The following is a 19,366-nucleotide window of genomic DNA, read 5'->3' on the forward strand; positions in this document are numbered from 1 at the left end:
CTGCGGCGGCCAGCAGATCACGCCCCGAGCGTGAGCCCTCGCACAAGAGCGTCGTCGCCGAACAGCGGCACGACGAGGCAGACACTGACGATGAGGAAGGTGACGATCGCCCCGACGAGGGGGATCCACCAGCTCAGCTTGCCCCGCGCCAGCGACCACCACGCCAAGACCGCGGTGAGAAGCCATCCGACCGCGAACACCGTGGCGCCGATACCGCCCCACAGAGCGCCCTGGGCCGTGTTGGTGAACTCGCCCTCGACGCCGGCGACCGTCATCCATGTCTTCGCGAACTCGCTGAAGTCGACCAATTGCGGAATCGCACTGATGACCGTGACGAGACCGTAGGCGAGGAGCGCCAGCGTGATCACGCGGTCAGCCACGCGAGTCGGCCGTGCAGCGACGGTCGTGGCGGGGGCGGTCGGCGGATGCGGAGGATCAGCGGATGCCGCCGGCTCCGGTTCGGGACTCCGGATCGCCGCCCGCTGCTCCTCGGGCGTCGCGTACTCCCCGTACTGCGGTCGCGGCCGGGGCTCGTCGCTCACGAGCGGTTCCGCCCCCCGAGGGCGCGCTCGTCGCGGCGTCCTTCGAGATCCTGGCGGAGTTCCTTCGGGAGGGAGAACATCAGGTCTTCCTCCGCGGTCTTCACCTCGGCGACGTCGCGGTACCCCGCGCCCGCCAGATCTTCGAGCACCTCGGTTACGAGCACCTCGGGAACCGACGCACCCGACGTGACACCGACCGTTTCGACACCGTCGAGCCACTCCTGCTTGATCTCGTGCGAGTAGTCGACTCGGTAGGCGGCCTTCGCGCCGTACTCGAGGGCGACCTCGACCAGACGCACGCTGTTCGACGAGTTGGCCGACCCGACGACGATCACGAGATCGGCATCCTTCGACACCTTCTTGATCGCCACCTGACGGTTTTGGGTCGCGTAGCAGATGTCATCGGAGGGCGGATCCTGCAAGTTGGGGAACCGCTCGCGAAGCCGGCGAACGGTGTCCATCGTCTCGTCGACCGAGAGCGTCGTCTGCGACAGCCACACGACCTTGTCGGGGTCCTTCACGACGACGGTGTCGGCCTCTTCGGGCGAGTTCACGACGGTGACGTGATCGGGCGCCTCGCCGGCCGTGCCTTCAACTTCTTCGTGGCCGTCGTGCCCGATGAGCAAGATCTCGAAGTCATCCCGAGCGAAGCGGACCGCCTCGCGGTGGACCTTCGTCACCAGAGGACAGGTCGCGTCGATCGCCTGAAGACCGCGGTCGGCAGCGGCGTTGACGACCGCCGGAGAGACGCCGTGGGCGCTGAAGACGACATGCGCGCCCTCGGGCACCTCGTCGACCTCGTCGACAAAGATCGCCCCCATCGACTCGAGCTCGGTCACGACGTGGATGTTGTGGACGATCTGCTTGCGGACGTAGACCGGCGCGCCGTAGCGCTCCAGCGCCTTCTCGACGGCGATGACGGCGCGGTCGACTCCCGCGCAGTAACCGCGGGGAGCGGCGAGGAGGACGCGCTTGGCGCCCTGGACGGGAAGGTCGACGAGCCGCCCGCGGGCACCCGGGATCCGGGGCATCGGCAGCGAAACGGCAGGTGAAGTCACCCCTTGATTGTACGAACCCCCGGCTGGGTGGGGGACGTGTGCACCAAGATGGGTGTCCGTGACGACTTTCCAAACCGAGGCGGGCGCCGTTCCTCCGCCGGATGCCGTGCACCCGCGGGACTCCTCCCCCGACACCCCGACCTCGGTTTCCCGCCTCAACGAGACCATCCGCGACTTCGTCCAGAAGTGGGGAGCCGTGTGGGTCGAGGGCGAGATCACCGCCTGGAACCTGCGCGGCGGTCACGTCTTCGGACGTCTGAAGGATGCCGCCGGTGATGGCATGCTCTCGTTCCGCATGTGGTCCTCGACCCTGCAGCGCACTCCGGGCGACCTCAAGGTCGGCGACCGGGTCGTCGCCTGCGTGAAGGCCGACTACTTCGTCAAGACCGGCGACTTCAGCTTCACCGTCTCGGCGATGCGTCACACCGGCCTCGGCGACCAGCTCGAGCGGCTCGAGCGGCTCCGCGCGACACTTCGCGCGGAGGGCTTGTTCGATCCGGCTCGGAAGAAGGCCCTCCCCTTCCTCCCCCACGTCATCGGCCTCATCACGGGTGAGCGAAGCGACGCGGAGAAGGACGTGCACCGCAATGCCGAGCTGCGCTGGCCGCACGTGCAGTTCCGCACCGTCCACGCCGCCGTTCAGGGCGACCGTTGCGTCCCCGAGACCCTGGCTGCCCTCCGCACCCTCGACGATGACCCTGAGGTCGACGTCATCATCATCGCGCGCGGCGGCGGAGACCCGCAGTCGCTCCTGGGCTTCAGCGACGAGCGGCTCGTCCGTGCGGTGGCCGCGGCATCCACTCCCGTCGTCTCAGCGATCGGTCACGAGAACGACCACCCGCTCCTCGACGAGGTCGCCGATCTCCGTGCGTCGACGCCGACCGACGCCGCCAAGCGAGTCGTGCCGGATGTGTCCGAGCAGCGCGCGCTCGTCCAGCAGCTGCGAAGCCGCGCACGCACTCGCCTCACGCAGCGCGTCGCGCACGACATCGCCGCGCTCGCACAGCTGCGCTCGCGTCCTGTCCTGCGCGACCCCGAATCGATGCTGACCGGCCGCGCGCAGGAAGTCGTCGCGCTGTCCTCGCGAGGTCGCGACGTCATGGCACGGCGGTGGGATGCCGCGGCCCGGTCGACGGCGGAACTCCGGGCATCCCTGCGGGCCCTCTCCCCCGGTGCGACGCTCGACCGGGGCTACGCGATCGCCCATCTTCCCGGCGGCGGGATCATCCGCGACGCGGAGCAGGCACCCACCGGAACGGACGTCGTCGTGACGGTCGGACGCGGCTCGTTCGCGGCACGCTCCGCGGGCGAGATCGCCGAGACCGGCGCGGATGCGGCCGGCTCCGCGATCTAGGATGGGAGGCATGACGAGCGACGCGGGCGATGTGTCGACCCTCACTTTCGAACAGGCCCGAGATGAACTCGTCCAGGTGGTCGCGAAGCTCGAACAGGGCTCGCCGACGCTCGAGGAGTCGCTCAGCCTGTGGACGCGGGGGGAAGCCCTCGCCGCGCGCTGCGAGGAGTGGCTGCTCGGCGCCAAGCGCCGGCTCGACGAAGCACGCCCCGACGGCGGGACCGTCTCCTGATGGCGAAGCCCCGCGTCGTCGCCGAGCTCGGCCGCCCCGAGACGCCGGCGGAGACCGCCGCACGCAAGGCCGCGTCGTCGCAGCGCTACCGGTCGAGCAAGACCTTCCGTAACCTCATCGCGGCCCTCATCGTCTGCCTCGGGATCATGGCCGTCGTGTACCTGGGCGTCCCCCGCGGAACGCCCGCCGACATCCCTGAAGCAGACGTCACCGCCTCTGCGGTCGCGGCCGAGCAGACCGCGGGACACGGCGTCATCGTGCCGACCGTGCCAGACGACTGGCGGGCCAACTCGGCGCTGGTGGAGGGCGGCGAATGGCGCGTTGTCTACGCCCCGCCGCGTGGCTTCGTCGAGGTGACCCAGGCCTTCGACGCTCCCGAGGGATGGGTGTCGCGCGAGCTGGGCGGTTACGCCCCCACCGAGACGACGACGATCGACGGAATCGAGTGGGACGTGTACGACCTCGCGAGCGATGTCCAGAAGATCGACTACGCCCTGGCCACGACGATCGGCTCCGACACCGTCGTCATCGGTCTCGCGGAATCCACCGACCGCGGAGCCGCCACGACCGTCGCCGAGGGACTCGGCGATCAGATCAGAACCCTGCGTGAGGAGGCGCGATGAGCGCGAACCCGACCCCGTCCGACGTCTGGTCCTCGATGCTGGCGGGGAACCGCCGGTTCGTCGCGGGCGAGCCCGAACACCCCCGTCAGGACGCGGAGCGTCGCCATGAGCTGGCGCACGTCCAGCGCCCGACCGCGGCGCTGTTCGGGTGCTCCGACTCCCGACTGGCTGCCGAGATCATCTTCGACGAGGGGCTGGGCGACCTGTTCGTCGTCCGCAACGCCGGACAGGTGATCTCGGACTCCGTGGTCGGAAGCCTCGAGTACGCCGTCGCCGTCTTGGGCGTGCCGCTCATCGTCGTCCTCGGGCACGACGAATGCGGCGCCGTGCGCGCAGCGATCGAGTCGACCGCCCCCGACGCCCCCGCTCTCCCGGCCGGGATCTGGCGTCAGGTCGCGCCGATCGTCCCTGCCGTCCGCCGCGTCCTGCAGGCGTCTCCCGGGACGAGCTCGGCCACCGTGGACGCGGAAGAGGTCGGCCGCGAGCATCTGCGTGACACGGTCGCCGGCATCCTCCACTCCTCCGAGCTCATCAGCGACGCGGTCGCCGACGGCCGACTCGCCGTGGTCGGCGCGAACTACCGTCTCGCCGACGGCACCGCGATTCCGGACGTCGTCGTCGGCGAAGCCGGCTGACCCTTCGCTTTCCCTATCCGCTTTCCTATCCGCAGGCACGTGAAACGAGGACGTGAACGACCATGACTGACGAGACCGATTACCGCATCGAGCACGACACGATGGGCGAGGTACGAGTGCCGAAGGACGCGCTCTACGCCGCTCAGACGCAGCGAGCCGTCGAGAACTTCCCCATCTCGGGGTCTGGTCTCGAATCGACGCAGATCGCCGCGCTGGCACGCATCAAGAAGGCCGCAGCCCTCGCGAACAAGGATCTGGGCACGCTCGACGGTGCGATCGCCGACGCCATCGCGTGGGCGGCCGACGAGGTCGTCACCGGCGCGTACGACGTGCACTTCCCGGTCGACACCTACCAGACCGGTTCGGGAACCTCGTCGAACATGAACATGAACGAGGTCCTCGCGACCCTCGCGACGCAGAAGCTCGGCGCCACGGTCCACCCGAACGACCACGTCAATGCGTCGCAGTCATCGAACGATGTCTTCCCGACCTCCGTGCACATCGCCGTGACGCAGGCCCTCATCGACGACCTGATCCCCGCCCTCGACCACCTCGCGGTCGCGCTCGAGGAGAAGGCGGAGGCGTGGAAGAGCGTCGTCAAGAGCGGGCGCACGCACCTCATGGACGCGACTCCTGTGACGCTCGGTCAGGAGTTCGGCGGGTACGCCCGGCAGATGCGACTCGGCATCGAGCGCGTGCAGTCCGTCCTCCCCCGCGTGGGCGAGGTGCCCCTCGGCGGCACCGCTGTCGGTACCGGCATCAACACGCCCCTCGGATTCCCGCAGAAGGTCATCGAGCTGCTCGCCGCAGAGACCGAGCTGCCGATCACCGAGGCCAAGGACCACTTCGAAGCACAGGCCAACCGCGACGGGCTCGTCGAAGCATCCGGAGCGCTCCGCACCATCGCGGTCTCGCTGACCAAGATCAACAACGACATCCGCTGGATGGGGTCGGGGCCCAACACGGGACTCGGCGAGATCCACATCCCCGACCTGCAGCCCGGCTCATCGATCATGCCGGGCAAGGTCAACCCCGTCGTCCCGGAGGCGACGCTCATGGTCGCGGCCCGCGTCATCGGCAACGATGCGACGGTCGCGTGGGCCGGGGCATCCGGGTCGTTCGAACTCAACGTCGCGATCCCCGTCATGGGTACAGCGCTCCTCGAGTCGATCCGGCTGCTCTCCAACGCGATGCGCGTGCTCGCCGACAAGACCGTGTCGGGCCTCGAGGCGAACGTCGAGCGGGCGGCGGCCTATGCCGGCATGTCGCCGTCGATCGTCACTCCGCTGAACAAGCTCATCGGGTACGAAGCAGCCGCGAAGATCGCGAAGTACTCGGTCGCCAAGGGCATCACGGTTCGCGACGCCGTCATCGAACTCGGGTACGTCGAACGCGGCGAGCTCACCGAGCAGCAGCTCGACGAAAAGCTCGACCTCCTCTCGATGACCCACCCTGGTTGATAATCGGAGCGTGAACAGCGCCGCCGCACCACCGCGACGGGGCACGCCGGGACTCGGGATCCTTCTCGCAGTCGCCTCGGCGGGCCTCGTCGGCGTCGGTGCGGCGGCGTTCGTCGTCGTGCTCCTCACCGCGCCCGAGGCCGCCGGATGGACCGCCGTGGCCTGGGCGGTCGCGGCCGTCCCGGCGCTGGCCGGGATCGGCACGGTCGGCTGGGCGGTCCTGGAGCGACGCAGCCTCGCCACGTTGTCCGCCGGCGAGACGGTCGAGGGTGCGTTCGAGGCGCAGCAGCGCCTGCTCGACGACGTCCGCCACGAACTGAAGACGCCGATCACGATCGTGCGCGGCCACCTCGAGATGATGGATGCCGCCGATTCCGACGACGTCGAGGCGATCCGGACACTCGGCATGGCGGAACTGGACCGGATGACGCGACTCATCGGCGATATCGACGTGCTTGCCGCCGTCGAGGGCGGTCAGCTCTCCACCGGAGAGGTGGACCTCGCCGCTCTCACACTGCGGGTCTCCGAGATGGTCGGCGTCATCGGGGACCATGTGTGGCGCGTCGAACAGTCCGCCGATGCAGTGATCCGCGCCGACGGCGACCGTCTGCTGCAGGCCTGGGTGCAGCTCGCCGACAATGCGGCGAAGTACTCCCCCGCCGGGACCACTATCGAGATCGGCAGCGCGGTCCACGCGGCGGGTGCAGAGCTCTGGGTCCGCGACCACGGCCCCGGCATCCCTCCCGCGGTGCGTCACCGGATCTTCCGCCGCTTCGACCGTGGGGTCGGCAAGCGTCACGTCGGGGGGTCCGGGTTGGGCCTCGCGATCGTCGACGCCATCGCCAAGGCGCACGGCGGGCGATGCGCATTGGCCGACACGCCCGGCGGCGGTGCTACGTTCACCCTGGAGATACCGATCGGCACCCGGGGGGCGTTGCCGTCCCCCATCCGCGCCGGCGACGTGCTGCTGCAGCGAGAGGCCACTGAATGACCCGCATCCTGATCGTCGACGACGAACCGCATATCGTGTCGCTCGTCTCGCGCGCCGTGCATGCGGAGGGGTTCGACGCGGTCGGCGTGGAGGACGGTCCCGAGGCTCTCGAGCTCGCACTCGCCGGCGATATCGACCTCATCGTGCTCGATGTCGGGCTCCCCACGATGGACGGGTTCGACGTCCTCCGAGAGCTCCGCGGGGCCGGTCACACGACACCGGTCATCATGCTGACGGCGCGCAGCGGCACGAGCGACACGATCGAGGGGTTGGATGCCGGGGCCAGCGACTATGTCCCGAAGCCGTTCGCGGTCGCCGAGCTGATGGCGCGCGTGCGTTCGCGGCTGCGCGACAGCGCGGCCCTCGCGCCGACCTCGCTCACCCGCGGCAGCGTGACTCTCGACATCCTGTCGCGCCGCGCCACCGTCGACGGCCGCGAGGTGGAACTCTCGACGCGCGAGTTCGCGCTCGCTGAGCAGTTCCTCCGGAACGCGGGCGAGGTGCTCACCCGCGAGGTGCTCCTGAGCCGCGTCTGGGGTCTGGACTTCGATCCCGGCTCGAACGTCGTCGACGTCTACGTCCGCTACCTCCGCGCCAAGCTCGGCGCCGACCACATCGTGACCGTGCGCGGCGAGGGCTACCGCTGGGAGTGACGCGCTGGAAAGCATGACGCCCCCGGACGCAGGGTCGGGGGCGTCATGCGTGACAGGGCCGGGAGTCAGCTGAGCTCCCCGGCCTCCAGCAGATCGGTGACGAGGGCAGCGATCGCCGAGCGCTCCGACCGCATGAGCGTCACATGGCCGAACAGGTCGTGACCCTTGAGAGTCTCGATGACCGACGCGATGCCGTCGTGACGCCCCACCCGCAGGTTGTCGCGCTGCCCGACGTCATGGGTCAGCACGACGCGGGAGTTCTGGCCGATGCGGCTGAGGACGGTGAGCAGGACGTTCCGTTCCAACGACTGCGCCTCGTCGACGATCACGAACGCGTCGTGCAGCGACCGGCCACGGATGTGGGTGAGCGGCATGACTTCGAGCAATCCCCGCGCGACGACCTCCTCGAGGACGTTGCCCGTCACCACGGATCCGAGCGTGTCGAACACCGCCTGGCCCCAGGGATTCATCTTCTCCTGCTGATCGCCGGGCAGGTAGCCGAGCTCCTGGCCGCCGACGGCGAACAGCGGACGGAAGACGATGATCTTCTTCTGCTGCTGCTGCTCGAGCACCGATTGGAGGCCTGCGCAGAGCGCGAGCGCCGACTTCCCGGTACCGGCCCGTCCACCGAGCGACACGATTCCCACCTCCGGGTCGGAGAGCAGGTCGATGGCGATGCGCTGTTCGGCGGACCGACCGTGCAGGCCGAAGACGTCCCGATCGCCGCGGACAAGCTTGTACGACCCGTCACCGGTGACCCTGCCCAGCGCGGACCCGCGCTCCGAGTGGATGACGAGGCCCGTGTTGACGGGGAGCCCGCGCACGTCCTCGCTCACGCCCACCTCGCTGTCGTAGAGGTCGCTCACCTCGTCGCCCGAGAGGTCGATGGAGGCGATCCCCGTCCACCCCGAGTCGACGGCCTGCTCGGCGAGGTACTCCTCGGCGTGCAGGCCGAGAGAGGCGGCCTTGACGCGCATCGGCAGGTCCTTCGAGACGACCGTGACGGCCTGTCCCTCCTGGCTCAAGTGCATCGCGACCGACAGGATGCGGGTGTCGTTGTCGCCCAGCCGCATCCCGGCGGGCAGAACGGTCGGATCGGTGTTCGTGAGTTCGACGCGGAGCGTGCCGTCCTCACCGACGGGCACCGGGAAGTCGAGTCGACCGTGCTCGACGCGCAGTTCGTCGAGGTGGCGCAGGGCTTGCCGCGCGAAGTAGCCGATCTCGGGGTCGTGTCGCTTGCGCTCCAGCTCGGTGACGACGACGACCGGCAGCACGACGGAGTGCTCAGCGAAGCGGAACAGTGCGCGCGGATCGCTCAGAAGGACGGAGGTGTCCAGCACGTAGGTGCGGAGATCCTGGTCCTCTGCCGCTTCCGCGGACTCGTCCTGGTAACGCTGCTTCTCAGGTGCTCGTGTGGTCACAACCCACTCCCGCCCCGGGTGGGAACCCACCCGGCAGTCACGAGTCGACCTGGGGTCACGAGTCGTGAGAGGCCGACTCGACGGGCGCTTTGCCCGTTGGGATGAACGTAGGCGCCCCCGGCAAAACTCGGGCACCGCGACACGCCGCCGGATGTGACGCGCGCGTGAACTTCCCGTGTCGCTGGGGCCGCGGCATCCGCCTGCGTCGGCGTCAGCTGCCGAAACGCCGGTCGCGGTCGCCGAAGTCGCGGATCGCGCGGAGGAAGTCCACCTCGCGGAGGTCGGGCCCGAGTGCCTCGACGAAGTAGAACTCGCTGTGCGCCGACTGCCACAGCAGGAAGTCGCTGAGGCGCTGCTCTCCGGAGGTACGGATCACGAGGTCGGGGTCGGGCTGCCCGCCCGTGTACAGGTGCTCGCCGATCTGCTCGGGTGTGAGGCTCTCGGCGAGCTCCTCGAGAGAGCCGCCTTTGTCGTCGTGCTTCGCGATGATGCTCCGAACCGCGTCGACGATCTCGCCTCGGCCGCCATATGCGACCGCCAGGTTCACGTGCAGACCGGTGTTCTCCCGCGTCCGCTCCTCCGCCGTCCTGAGCCCGCTCGCCAGGTCGGGGGGCAGGACGTCGGCGCGGCCGACGTGCTTGACCCGCCAACCCGGTTCCTGCGAGAGGGTGTCGGCGAGGTCGGCGATGATCTCGATCAGGTCGGTCAGCTCCTGCGAGTCCCGCTTCACGAGGTTGTCCGTGGACAGGAGGTACAGCGAGACGACCTGGATGCCGAGCTCGTCGCACCAGCGGAGGAACTCGTGCATCTTCGCGGCGCCGGCGCGGTGGCCGTGCGAGACGGTGGTGTAGCCGAGCTGACGTGCCCACCGCCGATTGCCGTCGATCATCATCGCGACGTGGTGCGGGACCGTCCGCGCCTCGATCTCACGCCGCAGGCGAGAGCTGTACAACCGGTACAGCAGACCGCGTCCTTGAGTCGAGGGGGCGCGGGTCACAGGGATACGCTACTCCGGCAGCGCGCGGAGAGTGGGATGGGGCGCGCATTCAGCCCTCGGTATGAGCGCGCGCGTAGGCTCGTGGCGTGACCCGACAGCATCCCGATGACGGAGCCGATATGCCTCAGCTGCCCCTCCTCGAGGCGGCAGCCGTCGACAGCCAGGTCGAGGTCAGACCGACCTGGCGCGGATGGATCCACGCCGGCACGTTCCCCGTCGCCATCGTCGCCGGCATCGCGCTCATCGTGCTCGCCGAGGGCACGCCCGCCAAGTGGGCGGCCGCCGTGTTCATGGTGACGTCGCTCCTGTTGTTCGGGAACTCGGCGGTGTACCACCGCTTCGACTGGGGTCCCCGGACGAAGTCGATCCTGAAGCGCATCGACCACGCCAACATCCTGCTGCTGATCGCCGGTACGTACACGCCGATCGCCACCCTCGCCCTCGCGCCGTCGCAAGGAGCACTGCTTCTCGTCCTGGTCTGGTCGGGCGCGTTCGTCGGCATCCTCTTCCGAGTGTTCTGGATCAACGCGCCGCGCTGGCTGTACGTCGCCCTGTACCTCCTGCTCGGCTGGGCTGCCGTCATGTACCTCGGCGATCTCCTCCGCGCCAGCGTCACGATGATGGTGCTCGTCGTGGTCGGCGGGCTGCTCTACACCGGTGGGGCGATCGTCTACGCGCTGAAGCGTCCCAATCCGTGGCCCGGGCACTTCGGGTTCCACGAGATCTTCCACGTCTGCACGGTCCTGGCGTTCCTCTGCCACTGGACCGCGTGCATGCTGATCTCGGTGTCGCCGCTCAGCCCTTCGCTGGGCCTTCCGGGCTGACGTCGTCGGGTCCGTCGGCGGCGATGTCGTCATCGCGCGCGGCGGCAGCCTCTTCGGCGTCGAGCATCTCGTTCACGTCGGAGCGATACTGCGCCCGGCGGATGCGGCGGAGCATATCGATGGCGAGGAGGACGATCACGATCGCAACGATCGCGATCGCGATGAAGCCGGCGACACCGGGCGTCACCGACTCGGCCGGAGGCCCGGTGGGCGTGGGAGACGGGGTGGCTGCGAGCCATCGCAGATCCGGCATGTGACCTCATTCCTCAGCCAGAGCGAATAGCCTGGGATTCCAGCCTAGAACGGATGCCGCATGACCCTGACCGACGTCGACCGCAAGCTCGCCGAGCGGTACGGGCGCACCCGGTCGGCGAGGTCCCGCCGGTGGTCGTGGGTGATCGTCGGTGTCATCGCTGTCGCGGCGACGGGACTGCTCGGCTGGTCGACCGTCTCCAATGCCATCAACACGGTGGATGCCGACACCACCGGCTTCACCCTCATCGACGAGCACACCGTCGAGGTCCGGATCCAGGTGTCGATCCGCCCCGACACCCGGGTGGCGTGCTCGCTCGAGGCGCAGGACCCGGAGCACGGGATCGTGGGGTTCAAGGTCGTCGAGTTGACGGCATCCGACGACCACACCCGGTCTGTCACGGAACGCATTCCGACGATCGCCGAGGCCACGACGGGTTTTGTCCGCTCCTGCTGGATCCTCTAAGCTGAAGGTTCTCGCGCCCCGGTGACTTGCCGGGGCGTTTGGCTTACCCCTCGACCGCACCAGGAGATCACGTGTCCGATACGTTCCTGACCCAGGAGGCCTACGACCGCCTCGCCGCCGAACTCGAGCACCTCTCGACGACGGGTCGCGAGGAGATCGCGAAGCGCATCGAGTCGGCCCGCGAAGAGGGCGATCTCAAGGAGAACGGCGGCTACCACGCGGCGAAGGACGAGCAGGGCAAGCAGGAAGCCCGCATCAGGACCCTGCAGCAGCTGCTGAAGGACGCCAAGGTGGGCGTCGCCCCCGAGTCGGACGGCACGGTGCTCTCCGGCACCGTCGTCACCGCCGTCGTCGCCGGCGGCGAAGAAGTCTTCCTCCTCGGCAACCGCGAAATCGGCGCCAACAGCGAGCTCGACGTCTACAGCGAGGCATCCCCCCTCGGCGAGGCCATCCTCGGCCTCCGCGAGGGTGCGAAGACGAGCTACACCGCCCCCAACGGGCGCGAGATCGCCGTCGAGATCGTGAAGGTCGAGACCTACACGGGTCAGTGACCCGCGCGCGGGTCTGTCACCGGCTCAGTTGGGGACGACGGTCGGCGCGTATCCGGCGTCCTGCAGGATCGCCAGCACCTGAGCGCGGTGCTCCTCGCCGCGCGTTTCGACGCTGAGCTGCAGGATCACCTCGCTGATCTGCAGGCCCTGGCCGTGCCGGGTGTGCAGGACCTCGATGACGTTCGCACCCACGACCGAGAGCAACTCCGAGACGCGTGCCAGCTGGCCGGGTCGGTCTGGCAGTGGGATCTGCAGGGTCATGTACCGGCCGGATGCCGCGAGCCCGTGCGCGACGACACGCTGCAGCAGCAGCGGGTCGATGTTGCCGCCCGACAGGATCGCCGCCGTCGGACCCGACGCGGAGATCTTCCCGGTGAGGATCGCGGCGACGCCGACAGCACCCGCCGGCTCGACGACCTGCTTGGCGCGTTCGATGAGCACGAGAATGGCGCGCGCGATGTCGTCGTCGCTGACGGTCACCACCTCGTCCACGAGGTCGCGGATGATGTCGAACGGGATCGTCCCGGGCCGCTTGACGGCGATGCCGTCGGCGATCGTGGGTGAGGTGTGCTCCGCGTCGAGGGGACGACCTGCAATGAGCGAACCGGGATAACCGGCCGAGTTCTCGGCTTGCACGCCGATGACGCGAACGGTGCGGCCCTCGGCCGCGGCGCGGGCCTTGACGGCCGCAGCGACACCGGCCGCCAGGCCTCCCCCGCCGATACCGACGACAACCGTCTCGAGTCCCGGGATCTCGTCCATGAGCTCGAGGCCCAGCGTCCCCTGCCCGATGATGATGTCGTGGTTGTCGTACGGCGGGATGAACACGGCACCCGTCCGCTCGGCGAACTCCTGCGCCAGTCGGAGCGGCGTCTCGAAAGTCGCACCCTCGAGGATCACGTCGGCGCCGTAGCCGCGGGTGGCGAGGAGCTTCGGGACCGGCACACCGAGCGGCATGAAGATGGTCGCCGCGATGCCGAGTGTCTGGGCGCCGAGGGCGACTCCCTGCGCGTGGTTGCCCGCCGACGCGGCGACGACGCCGCGGGCACGCTCGTCGGCAGTGAGGCGGGACAGCCGGTAGGTGGCGCCGCGGATCTTGAACGATCCCGTGCGCTGCAGATTCTCGAGTTTCAGGTGCACGGGGGCGCCGAGGACGCCGGAGAGGAAGTCGGAATCCTCCACGGGAGTCCGCGACACCACTCCCGCGAGCTCGATCGCTGCGGCCTCGAAATCCGCCAGGGTCGGGGCGGCGAGCTTCGCCTGTTCGCTCACGCGGTCATCCTCCTGCTTCGTGGCACGGTGCTCCAGATCAGATCGTCGGGCCCGGGATTCACCGGGCGTTCCCACCCTCGGCGGGAGAGATAGAGCCAGACGACGTTGACGAACGCGGCCATCGGCACCGCGAACACGGCTCCGGCGATGCCGGCGATCATGGCGCCGCCCGCGACGGCGAGGACGACAGCGAGCGGGTGGACCTTCACGGCGGCGCCCATGAGCAAGGGCTGCAGGATGTGCCCCTCGATCTGCTGGACGCCGAGAACGATGACGAGCATCCACAGGGCGATCCACGGCCCGTTGTAGACGAGCGCGAGGAAGACGGCGAGAGCCCCCGTGAGGACCGCACCCACGAACGGGATGAACGCGCCCAGGAAGACGAGCACGCCGATGGGCGCCGCGAGAGGGACGCCGAGCAGCGCTGCGCCCACGCCGATCCCGACCGCATCGATCGTGGCGACCAGGAGCTGGGTCCGGGCGTACGTGATGACGGTCCGCCATCCCGCACGCCCGGCACCGTCGACCGCGGCACGCGCGCGCGTCGGGAACAGTCGGACGACCCAGCGCCAGATCCCGCCGCCGTCCGCGAGGACGCAGATCAGGATGAACAGCGTTAGCAGGATGCCGGTGGCCACATGTCCGAGCGTCGACCCGATCGCCATCGCCCCCGACCAGAGGAGCTGCGCCTGCTCCTGGATCAGTCCGAACGCCTGGCGGACGGCGTCGTCGATCTCGCGACCCGTGAGGTGCAGGGGCCCCTGGATGAGGTAGTCGCGGAACTCCCCGATTCCCGCGACCGTCCGGTCGCGGACGGATGCCGCGTCACGGGTGATCTGCCAAATGGCCACCCAGAGGAGGCCGCTGATCACCGCGACCGTCAGCAGCAGCGTGAGGATCAGCGACAACCAGCGAGGCAGCCGCCGCAGCAGCAGGGTGAACACCGGCCACACAAGGGCGGTGATCAGGATCGCCGCCAACAGCGGGATGATGAGCAGCCGCAGTTGGATGACGATCCAGATGATCACCGCGATGGCCGCTGCGAGCACGAGGAAGCGCCAGGCGTAGGCGGTCGCGACCTTCAGTCCGCGAGGAACCGTGCCCGACACGTCGGTCGAGACTGTGCGGGCGCGAAGGGAGTCGAAGAAGCCGTTCCGGGGCTTGTCGTCGGCGGAGCTCACTGGCCCATCAGAACTGGATCCGCGGGGGCTCGGCGATCGCCGCGCCGTCCACGACCTCGAAGAACTCCCGCTCGCCGAAACCGAGACGACGGGCGAAGAGGTTGTTCGGGAACACCTTGATCTTCGTGTTCAGCTCGCGCACGCCGCCGTTGTAGAACCGGCGCGAAGCCTGGATCTTGTCCTCGGTGTCGACGACCGCCTGCTGCAGCTGGAGGAAGTTCTGACTCGCCTGCAGCTGGGGGTAGGCCTCAGCAACGGCGAACAGCGACTTCAGCGCTTGCTGCATATGCCCTTCGGCCACGCCTGCATCGGCGGGGGTGGTCGCGGTGAGCGTCTCGGCCCGGGCGTGCGTGACGTTCTCGAAGACCGCCTTCTCGTGGGCGGCGTATCCCTTGACGGTCTCGATGAGGTTCGGCAGCAGATCGGCACGGCGCTTGAGTTGCACCGTGATGTCGCTCCACGCCTCATCCACCCTCACAGCCAGGGCGACAAGGGAGTTGTAAGTGGCCCAGAGGTAGACGCCGACGATGACGATGAGGGCGACGACCACGAGGACCGGGATGAGGTATTCCATGAGTCTCCGATCGATAGCCTCCTCATCCTAACGACGTGAACGGCGCGCGTGCGGACACTGCGCGCCTGTTCCCAGGCGTTGCACACGGCGACCGGCTTGTAGGGTCGGATCTGTGACGGGTCTGCGCACGCATCGTTCCCTGCGCCTCGCCCTCGTCGCCATCGTGGTGGCCGTGGCGGCATCCGTCCTCATCGAGATGGCAGGCGCCGGCTGGGCGCTCTTGCCGTCCATCAGCGATTACTTCTACTCCCCCGCTCGCGGCGTCTTCGTCGGTGGCCTCACCGCGGCGGCGGTCGCCCTGCTCGCTCTGTCGGGACGCGACGCGGAGTCGATCATGCTCGATGTCGCCGCCGTGTTCGCTCCGCTCATCGCCATCGTCCCGACCGGATTCCGGGGCACACCGGCCGTCCCCACGGACGTCCTCCCCACCGTCCGCAACGGGGTCGGCGTCTACATCGCAATGGTGTTCGCGCTCGTCCTGCTCGGCATCCTCCTTGCGGTCAGGGGCGAGATCGCGTGGAAGCGGGTCATGATCGTCGGGAGTCTGGCGGGCGCTGTTGCGCTCACGCTCGGCTGCCTCGCCTACGCACCCGGCCTGTCCGAGGACTTCCCCTTCGCCGGAGGCGTCAATCTGCACCTTGTGGCGACGGTCTGCTTCTTCGCGATGTTCGCCGCGATACCGCTCGTGACCGTCTTCCGTCGCGCCGAACGCCCGCCCCGGCGCTATCGCGTCATCTATCTCACGGTCGCGATCCTGATCGTGACGGCGCTCACCGTCGCGGTCGTCTCGGCTGTTGCGGATCCCGACACCGTCGGCGTCTTGATCGGCGAGTCGGTCGCTCTGGCGGCGTTCGCCGTGTTCTGGACGACCCAGACGGTGGAGCGGTGGCGCGAGTCCGACCCACCGAGCATCATCGCGGGCTGAGGTGGTGCCCCCACTGGGACTCGAACCCAGACTGAAGCGATTTTAAGTCGCCTGCCTCTGCCATTGGGCTATGGGGGCCCGTGCCAGGGTATCCCGGCAGGAACGCGAAACGACCCCCGGCCGGCTCACGCCGTACGGGGGTCGTTCGACACGACGATCAGCTCGCGGCGACCTTACCGGTCTTCTCCGCGGCGACGGACTTGGGATCGATCGGCGGCGTCTCGGGAGCGGCCGGACGCGGGCGCGCGGCGAACTCCTCGAAGACGCGCCGCGGGTTCTGCAGCGTTTCGGTCGAGACGTTGTCGCGCCCGAGCCAGAAGTTCTGCCACCAGTCGCCCACGACGCGGAACTTGCGCTCGAACGTCGGCATCGCGAGACCGTGGTACCCGCGGTGCGCGATCCACGCGACGAAGCCCTTGGGGGCGATCTTGCCGGACTGGAACACACCGTTGTAGAGACCGAGGCCCGCGACGGCGCCGAGGTTCTTGTGGAAGTACTCCTTGGGCTCCTCACCGCGCAGCACCGCCACGACGTTCTTGGCGAGCAGCTTGCCCTGGCGGACGGCGTGCTGAGCGTTGGGGACGCAGAACCCGCCGACACCGCCACCCGTCAGATCGGGAACAGCGGCGACGTCTCCGGCCGCCCAGGCGCCTTCGACGAACTCTTCAGGAGTTCCCACGCGCAGATCGGCGCGGGTCTGAATGCGCCCGCGCTCCTCGACGGGGAGGTCGCCGCCGCGGACGACGGTCGGGTTCGCCATGACACCCGCGGTCCAGATGATCAGGTCGGTCGGGATGACCACGCCCGTGGAGAGCTCGACGTTGCTGTCGACCGCACCCTTGACCTGGGTGTCGAGGTGCACGTTGGCACCGCGCTTGGCGAGGTCCTTCAGGACCCACTCGCTCGTCTTCAGGGACACCTCGGGCATGATGCGCCCCATCGCCTCGATGAGGTGGAAGTGGGTCTCCTCGAACGAGAGGTTCGGGTAGTTCTTCAGCAGCGCGCTGGCGAAGGCGCGCGTTTCTGCGAACACCTCGATGCCGGCGAATCCGCCACCGACGACCACGACGGTCAGCAGACGCTCGCGCTCGGGTCCGGGCGGCAGACTGGCGGCGCGGTCGAAGTTCGTGAGGATGCGGTCGCGGATGGCGACGGCCTCCTCGATCGTCTTCAGCCCGATCGCGTTCTCGGCGATGCCGGGGATCGGGAACGTGCGCGAGACGGCGCCGGCGGTGACGACGATCTGGTCGTACTGCTCCTGCCAGGGCTCGCCGACCTCGGGCGTCACCGTGGCGGTCTTGGTGGCGTGGTCGATTCCCGTGATCTTCGCGATCACGACGCGGGTGCGCTTCAGGTGACGACGGAGGCCGACCACGACGTGGCGGGCCTCGATCTCGCCGGCCGCGACCTCGGGAAGGAACGGCTGGTACGTCATGTAGGGCAGCGGGTCGACGATCGTGACCTCGGCCTCACCCTTGCGCAGGTGCTTCTCGAGCTTCCACGCGGTGTAGAAACCTGCGTAGCCGCCTCCGACGACGAGGATCTTGGGCACAGTGGTAGTCACAGTCGGAAGAGCTCCTTGATTCAACGGCTCGGCGGTCGCGGGGTGCGCGCCGATCGGATGCGCCGGGCAGCAGCGGTGACCCCGAGCACGACCAGTATAGTCCCCAGGCTGAGGACGACCAGCGGCACCGTGCCGTAGCGCAGCGAGTCGCTGCTCGGCAGCAAGGGCGAGACGGCACCTGTCGGAGGCTCGGCATCGGGAAGCGGCGCCACGGTGAACGGCGTAGGCGTGGGGCTGGGGGCCGGGGAGGACTCGGCGCGACGGTACAGCCGGATCCACTCGCGGAGGTCGTCGGCCGGGTTGCTCGAGACCGGAGGTACTGACGCTGTCACGGCTCGCGCGGCGTTGATGAGGCCGTATCCGTAGAGCGCACTGGGGACGGTCTTCGCGCGGTCCGACGGCGTCGCGGTCTTGACCAGCCGGTTGATCACGTTCCCGGCATCCAATTCGGGATGCGCCGAGCGGACGAGTGCGGCGACGCCCGCCACGATGGGTGCGGCTCCACTGGTGCCGTCCCAGATGACGAGGTCGCCGTTCGCCGACACGCCCAGAAGCTGCTCACTCGGCGCGGAGATGCCGATCGTGATGCCCTGAGTGGAGGCCGTGCTGCTCGCCCGACCTTCCCGGTCGACACCGCCGACGGTGAGGACGCCGGGAATCGTCGCGGGAGCGCCGACTTCCTCGGTGCCGCTCTCGCGGTTGCCCGCGGCGACCACCACGACCACGTCGTGGTCGAAGGCGTAGAGGAAGGCGTCATCCCACGATCGATCCCAGTCGAGGGTGTTGGTCGTGAACGACAGGTTGATGACGTCGGCACCGTGGTCGACGGCCCAGCGGATCGCCTCAGCAACCTGATCGACGAAGGGCACGCTCGCGTTGGAGCCGAAACCGATCGAGAGCGAGAGCAGGTCGGCTTCGGGCGCGACGCCGATCATCCCCTTGTCGGCGGCGGTGCCCCGACCGGCGGCCAGCGAGGCCACCCAGCTGCCGTGGTTCCGGTCGTCGTCACCGACGGGCGTCCGCCCGTCGGCCTTTCCCACACCGGAGAAGTCGGCGCCGCCGACGACGGCCCCGTCGAGCTCCTTCGGACCGCGTCCGACACCGGTGTCGATGACCGCGATGGTCGTGCCCGCACCCTTGGTCGTCTTCCAGGCATCCGCGATGCCGTACTCCTTCAGCCAGTACTCCATGTTCCGCACCGGGTCGACCGGCGGCGGAGACGGGCTCGGCGACGGCGCGGCGGCGGTGAGGACGGCGGTGAGGGCGACGATCGTCGCCGCGAGAGCGACGCGGACAGCCCTCATCCGGTCGTCCTCGGCGTCGCGCACGTGCATCGCTGCGGCGACCAGGATCCGCGCGCAAGGGCGAGGTCACCGATCGGGTTGACCCCCGGACCGGCCGCCAACGAGTGCGCGGCGAGGGCATGGAGGCACTTCACGCGGGTGGGCATGCCACCGGCCGAGACACCCGCGATCTCGGGAACCGATCCGTGCACATCACGGTCGGCGAGGTAGGCCGCGTGAGCCGCCGCGTACGAGCCGGCCAGCTCCTCATCGGCAGCCAGCTCGTCGTTGAGCTCACGCATGACCTGGGTGGCCTCGAGTGCCGACATCGCGGCGGTCGCACCGGGGTGAGTCAGGTAGTAGAACGTCGGGAACGGCGTGCCGTCGGGGAGGCGGGGCTCGGTGGCCACGACCGTCGGGTTGCCGCACACGCAGCGGGCGGCGATGCCGACGACGCCGCGCATGGGACGGCCGAGCTGCTCGCGCATGGTGTCGTGATCTGCGGCTG

At 69.0% G+C, this 19,366-nt stretch carries 22 protein-coding genes and 1 tRNA gene; 11 read left to right on the forward strand and 12 right to left on the reverse strand.

The window, feature by feature from the left end; translation table 11 throughout:
• Positions 1 to 17: 17 nt before the first annotated feature.
• Together ABQ271_RS08950 and ABQ271_RS08955 are read right to left on the reverse strand one after the other, a co-directional pair.
• Positions 18 to 542, reverse strand: coding sequence for a DUF6264 family protein (locus ABQ271_RS08950; protein ID WP_349308430.1), 525 nt, complete (start codon positions 540 to 542; stop codon positions 18 to 20).
• Positions 539 to 1,573, reverse strand: a complete 1,035-nt coding sequence (locus ABQ271_RS08955; protein WP_349310878.1) for a 4-hydroxy-3-methylbut-2-enyl diphosphate reductase — start codon at positions 1,571 to 1,573, stop codon at positions 539 to 541. Before ABQ271_RS08955 ends, ABQ271_RS08950 begins: the two co-directional genes overlap by 4 nt.
• 85 nt (positions 1,574 to 1,658) lie before the next feature.
• Between ABQ271_RS08955 and xseA the strand changes: the two genes are divergently transcribed.
• From xseA to ABQ271_RS08990, 7 genes are all read left to right on the forward strand, one after another.
• Complete coding sequence (xseA, locus tag ABQ271_RS08960; RefSeq protein ID WP_349308431.1) at positions 1,659 to 2,954, forward strand: exodeoxyribonuclease VII large subunit; 1,296 nt, start codon at positions 1,659 to 1,661, stop codon at positions 2,952 to 2,954.
• A gap of 10 nt (positions 2,955 to 2,964) precedes the next feature.
• On the forward strand, positions 2,965 to 3,186 hold the full coding sequence (locus tag ABQ271_RS08965) for an exodeoxyribonuclease VII small subunit (RefSeq protein ID WP_349308432.1): 222 nt from the start codon (positions 2,965 to 2,967) through the stop codon (positions 3,184 to 3,186).
• On the forward strand, positions 3,186 to 3,809 hold the full coding sequence (locus tag ABQ271_RS08970) for a DUF4245 family protein (protein WP_349308433.1): 624 nt from the start codon (positions 3,186 to 3,188) through the stop codon (positions 3,807 to 3,809). The genes ABQ271_RS08965 and ABQ271_RS08970 overlap by 1 nt, the downstream gene beginning before the upstream one ends.
• Complete coding sequence (locus tag ABQ271_RS08975) at positions 3,806 to 4,444, forward strand: carbonic anhydrase (RefSeq protein WP_349308434.1); 639 nt, start codon at positions 3,806 to 3,808, stop codon at positions 4,442 to 4,444. The genes ABQ271_RS08970 and ABQ271_RS08975 overlap by 4 nt, the downstream gene beginning before the upstream one ends.
• Before the next feature lie 62 nt (positions 4,445 to 4,506).
• A complete protein-coding gene (locus ABQ271_RS08980) occupies positions 4,507 to 5,904 on the forward strand; it encodes a class II fumarate hydratase (protein ID WP_349308435.1) in 1,398 nt (465 codons plus the stop codon).
• Positions 5,905 to 5,914: 10 nt separating this feature from the next.
• Complete coding sequence (locus tag ABQ271_RS08985; protein WP_349308436.1) at positions 5,915 to 6,895, forward strand: HAMP domain-containing sensor histidine kinase; 981 nt, start codon at positions 5,915 to 5,917, stop codon at positions 6,893 to 6,895.
• Positions 6,892 to 7,548: a response regulator transcription factor gene (locus ABQ271_RS08990; protein WP_349308437.1), complete on the forward strand. Its 657-nt coding sequence runs from the start codon at positions 6,892 to 6,894 to the stop codon at positions 7,546 to 7,548. Before ABQ271_RS08985 ends, ABQ271_RS08990 begins: the two co-directional genes overlap by 4 nt.
• A gap of 65 nt (positions 7,549 to 7,613) precedes the next feature.
• Here ABQ271_RS08990 and ABQ271_RS08995 read toward each other — a convergent pair whose 3' ends face one another.
• Both ABQ271_RS08995 and ABQ271_RS09000 read right to left on the reverse strand, forming a co-directional pair.
• A complete protein-coding gene (locus tag ABQ271_RS08995) occupies positions 7,614 to 8,969 on the reverse strand; it encodes a PhoH family protein (RefSeq protein ID WP_349308438.1) in 1,356 nt (451 codons plus the stop codon).
• Between the two features lie 211 nt (positions 8,970 to 9,180).
• The gene (locus tag ABQ271_RS09000) at positions 9,181 to 9,966 is read right to left on the reverse strand and encodes an isoprenyl transferase (RefSeq protein ID WP_349308439.1); all 786 of its coding nucleotides are present in this window, start codon (positions 9,964 to 9,966) and stop codon (positions 9,181 to 9,183) included.
• 119 nt (positions 9,967 to 10,085) lie between these two features.
• Here ABQ271_RS09000 and ABQ271_RS09005 point away from each other — a divergent pair, with 119 nt between their 5' ends.
• Positions 10,086 to 10,790 (forward strand): hemolysin III family protein, encoded by a 705-nt coding sequence (locus ABQ271_RS09005; RefSeq protein ID WP_349310879.1) that lies wholly within the window; start codon positions 10,086 to 10,088, stop codon positions 10,788 to 10,790.
• Here the strand turns inward: ABQ271_RS09005 and ABQ271_RS09010 are convergent.
• Entirely contained in the window at positions 10,762 to 11,043 is a 282-nt protein-coding gene (locus tag ABQ271_RS09010) for a hypothetical protein (protein ID WP_349308440.1), read from the reverse strand. The genes ABQ271_RS09005 and ABQ271_RS09010 overlap by 29 nt on opposite strands.
• A gap of 60 nt (positions 11,044 to 11,103) precedes the next feature.
• On the opposite strand from ABQ271_RS09010, the gene ABQ271_RS09015 reads away from it, so the two are divergent.
• Together ABQ271_RS09015 and greA are read left to right on the forward strand one after the other, a co-directional pair.
• Positions 11,104 to 11,508 (forward strand): DUF4307 domain-containing protein, encoded by a 405-nt coding sequence (locus tag ABQ271_RS09015; protein ID WP_349308441.1) that lies wholly within the window; start codon positions 11,104 to 11,106, stop codon positions 11,506 to 11,508.
• A gap of 71 nt (positions 11,509 to 11,579) precedes the next feature.
• A complete protein-coding gene (gene greA, locus ABQ271_RS09020) occupies positions 11,580 to 12,059 on the forward strand; it encodes a transcription elongation factor GreA (RefSeq protein WP_349308442.1) in 480 nt (159 codons plus the stop codon).
• A gap of 24 nt (positions 12,060 to 12,083) precedes the next feature.
• Here the strand turns inward: greA and ilvA are convergent, their stop codons facing one another.
• Genes ilvA through ABQ271_RS09035 form a run of 3 tightly spaced genes read right to left on the reverse strand, consistent with a single transcriptional unit; the run spans position 12,084 to position 15,086 of the window.
• Entirely contained in the window at positions 12,084 to 13,331 is a 1,248-nt protein-coding gene (gene ilvA, locus ABQ271_RS09025) for a threonine ammonia-lyase (RefSeq protein WP_349308443.1), read from the reverse strand.
• Entirely contained in the window at positions 13,328 to 14,512 is a 1,185-nt protein-coding gene (locus tag ABQ271_RS09030; protein WP_349308444.1) for an AI-2E family transporter, read from the reverse strand. Before ABQ271_RS09030 ends, ilvA begins: the two co-directional genes overlap by 4 nt.
• A gap of 7 nt (positions 14,513 to 14,519) precedes the next feature.
• Positions 14,520 to 15,086, reverse strand: coding sequence for a LemA family protein (locus ABQ271_RS09035; RefSeq protein ID WP_349308445.1), 567 nt, complete (start codon positions 15,084 to 15,086; stop codon positions 14,520 to 14,522).
• A gap of 112 nt (positions 15,087 to 15,198) precedes the next feature.
• On the opposite strand from ABQ271_RS09035, the gene ABQ271_RS09040 reads away from it, so the two are divergent.
• Complete coding sequence (locus ABQ271_RS09040) at positions 15,199 to 16,011, forward strand: hypothetical protein (RefSeq protein WP_349308446.1); 813 nt, start codon at positions 15,199 to 15,201, stop codon at positions 16,009 to 16,011.
• Between the two features lie 2 nt (positions 16,012 to 16,013).
• Here ABQ271_RS09040 and ABQ271_RS09045 read toward each other — a convergent pair.
• From ABQ271_RS09045 to ABQ271_RS09060, 4 genes are all read right to left on the reverse strand, one after another.
• Positions 16,014 to 16,089, reverse strand: a tRNA-Leu gene (locus tag ABQ271_RS09045).
• A gap of 79 nt (positions 16,090 to 16,168) precedes the next feature.
• Positions 16,169 to 17,563 carry an FAD-dependent oxidoreductase gene (locus ABQ271_RS09050; RefSeq protein WP_349310880.1) on the reverse strand — a complete coding sequence of 465 codons (1,395 nt, stop codon included), beginning with the start codon at positions 17,561 to 17,563 and terminating at the stop codon, positions 16,169 to 16,171.
• Between the two features lie 32 nt (positions 17,564 to 17,595).
• Positions 17,596 to 18,879, reverse strand: a complete 1,284-nt coding sequence (locus ABQ271_RS09055; RefSeq protein ID WP_349308447.1) for a S8 family serine peptidase — start codon at positions 18,877 to 18,879, stop codon at positions 17,596 to 17,598.
• Complete coding sequence (locus tag ABQ271_RS09060) at positions 18,876 to 19,346, reverse strand: DUF501 domain-containing protein (protein ID WP_349310881.1); 471 nt, start codon at positions 19,344 to 19,346, stop codon at positions 18,876 to 18,878. Before ABQ271_RS09060 ends, ABQ271_RS09055 begins: the two co-directional genes overlap by 4 nt.
• Positions 19,347 to 19,366: the final 20 nt, after the last annotated feature.

It is taken from the genome of Microbacterium sp. MM2322 (genome assembly GCF_964186585.1).
Lineage (GTDB): Bacteria > Actinomycetota > Actinomycetes > Actinomycetales > Microbacteriaceae > Microbacterium.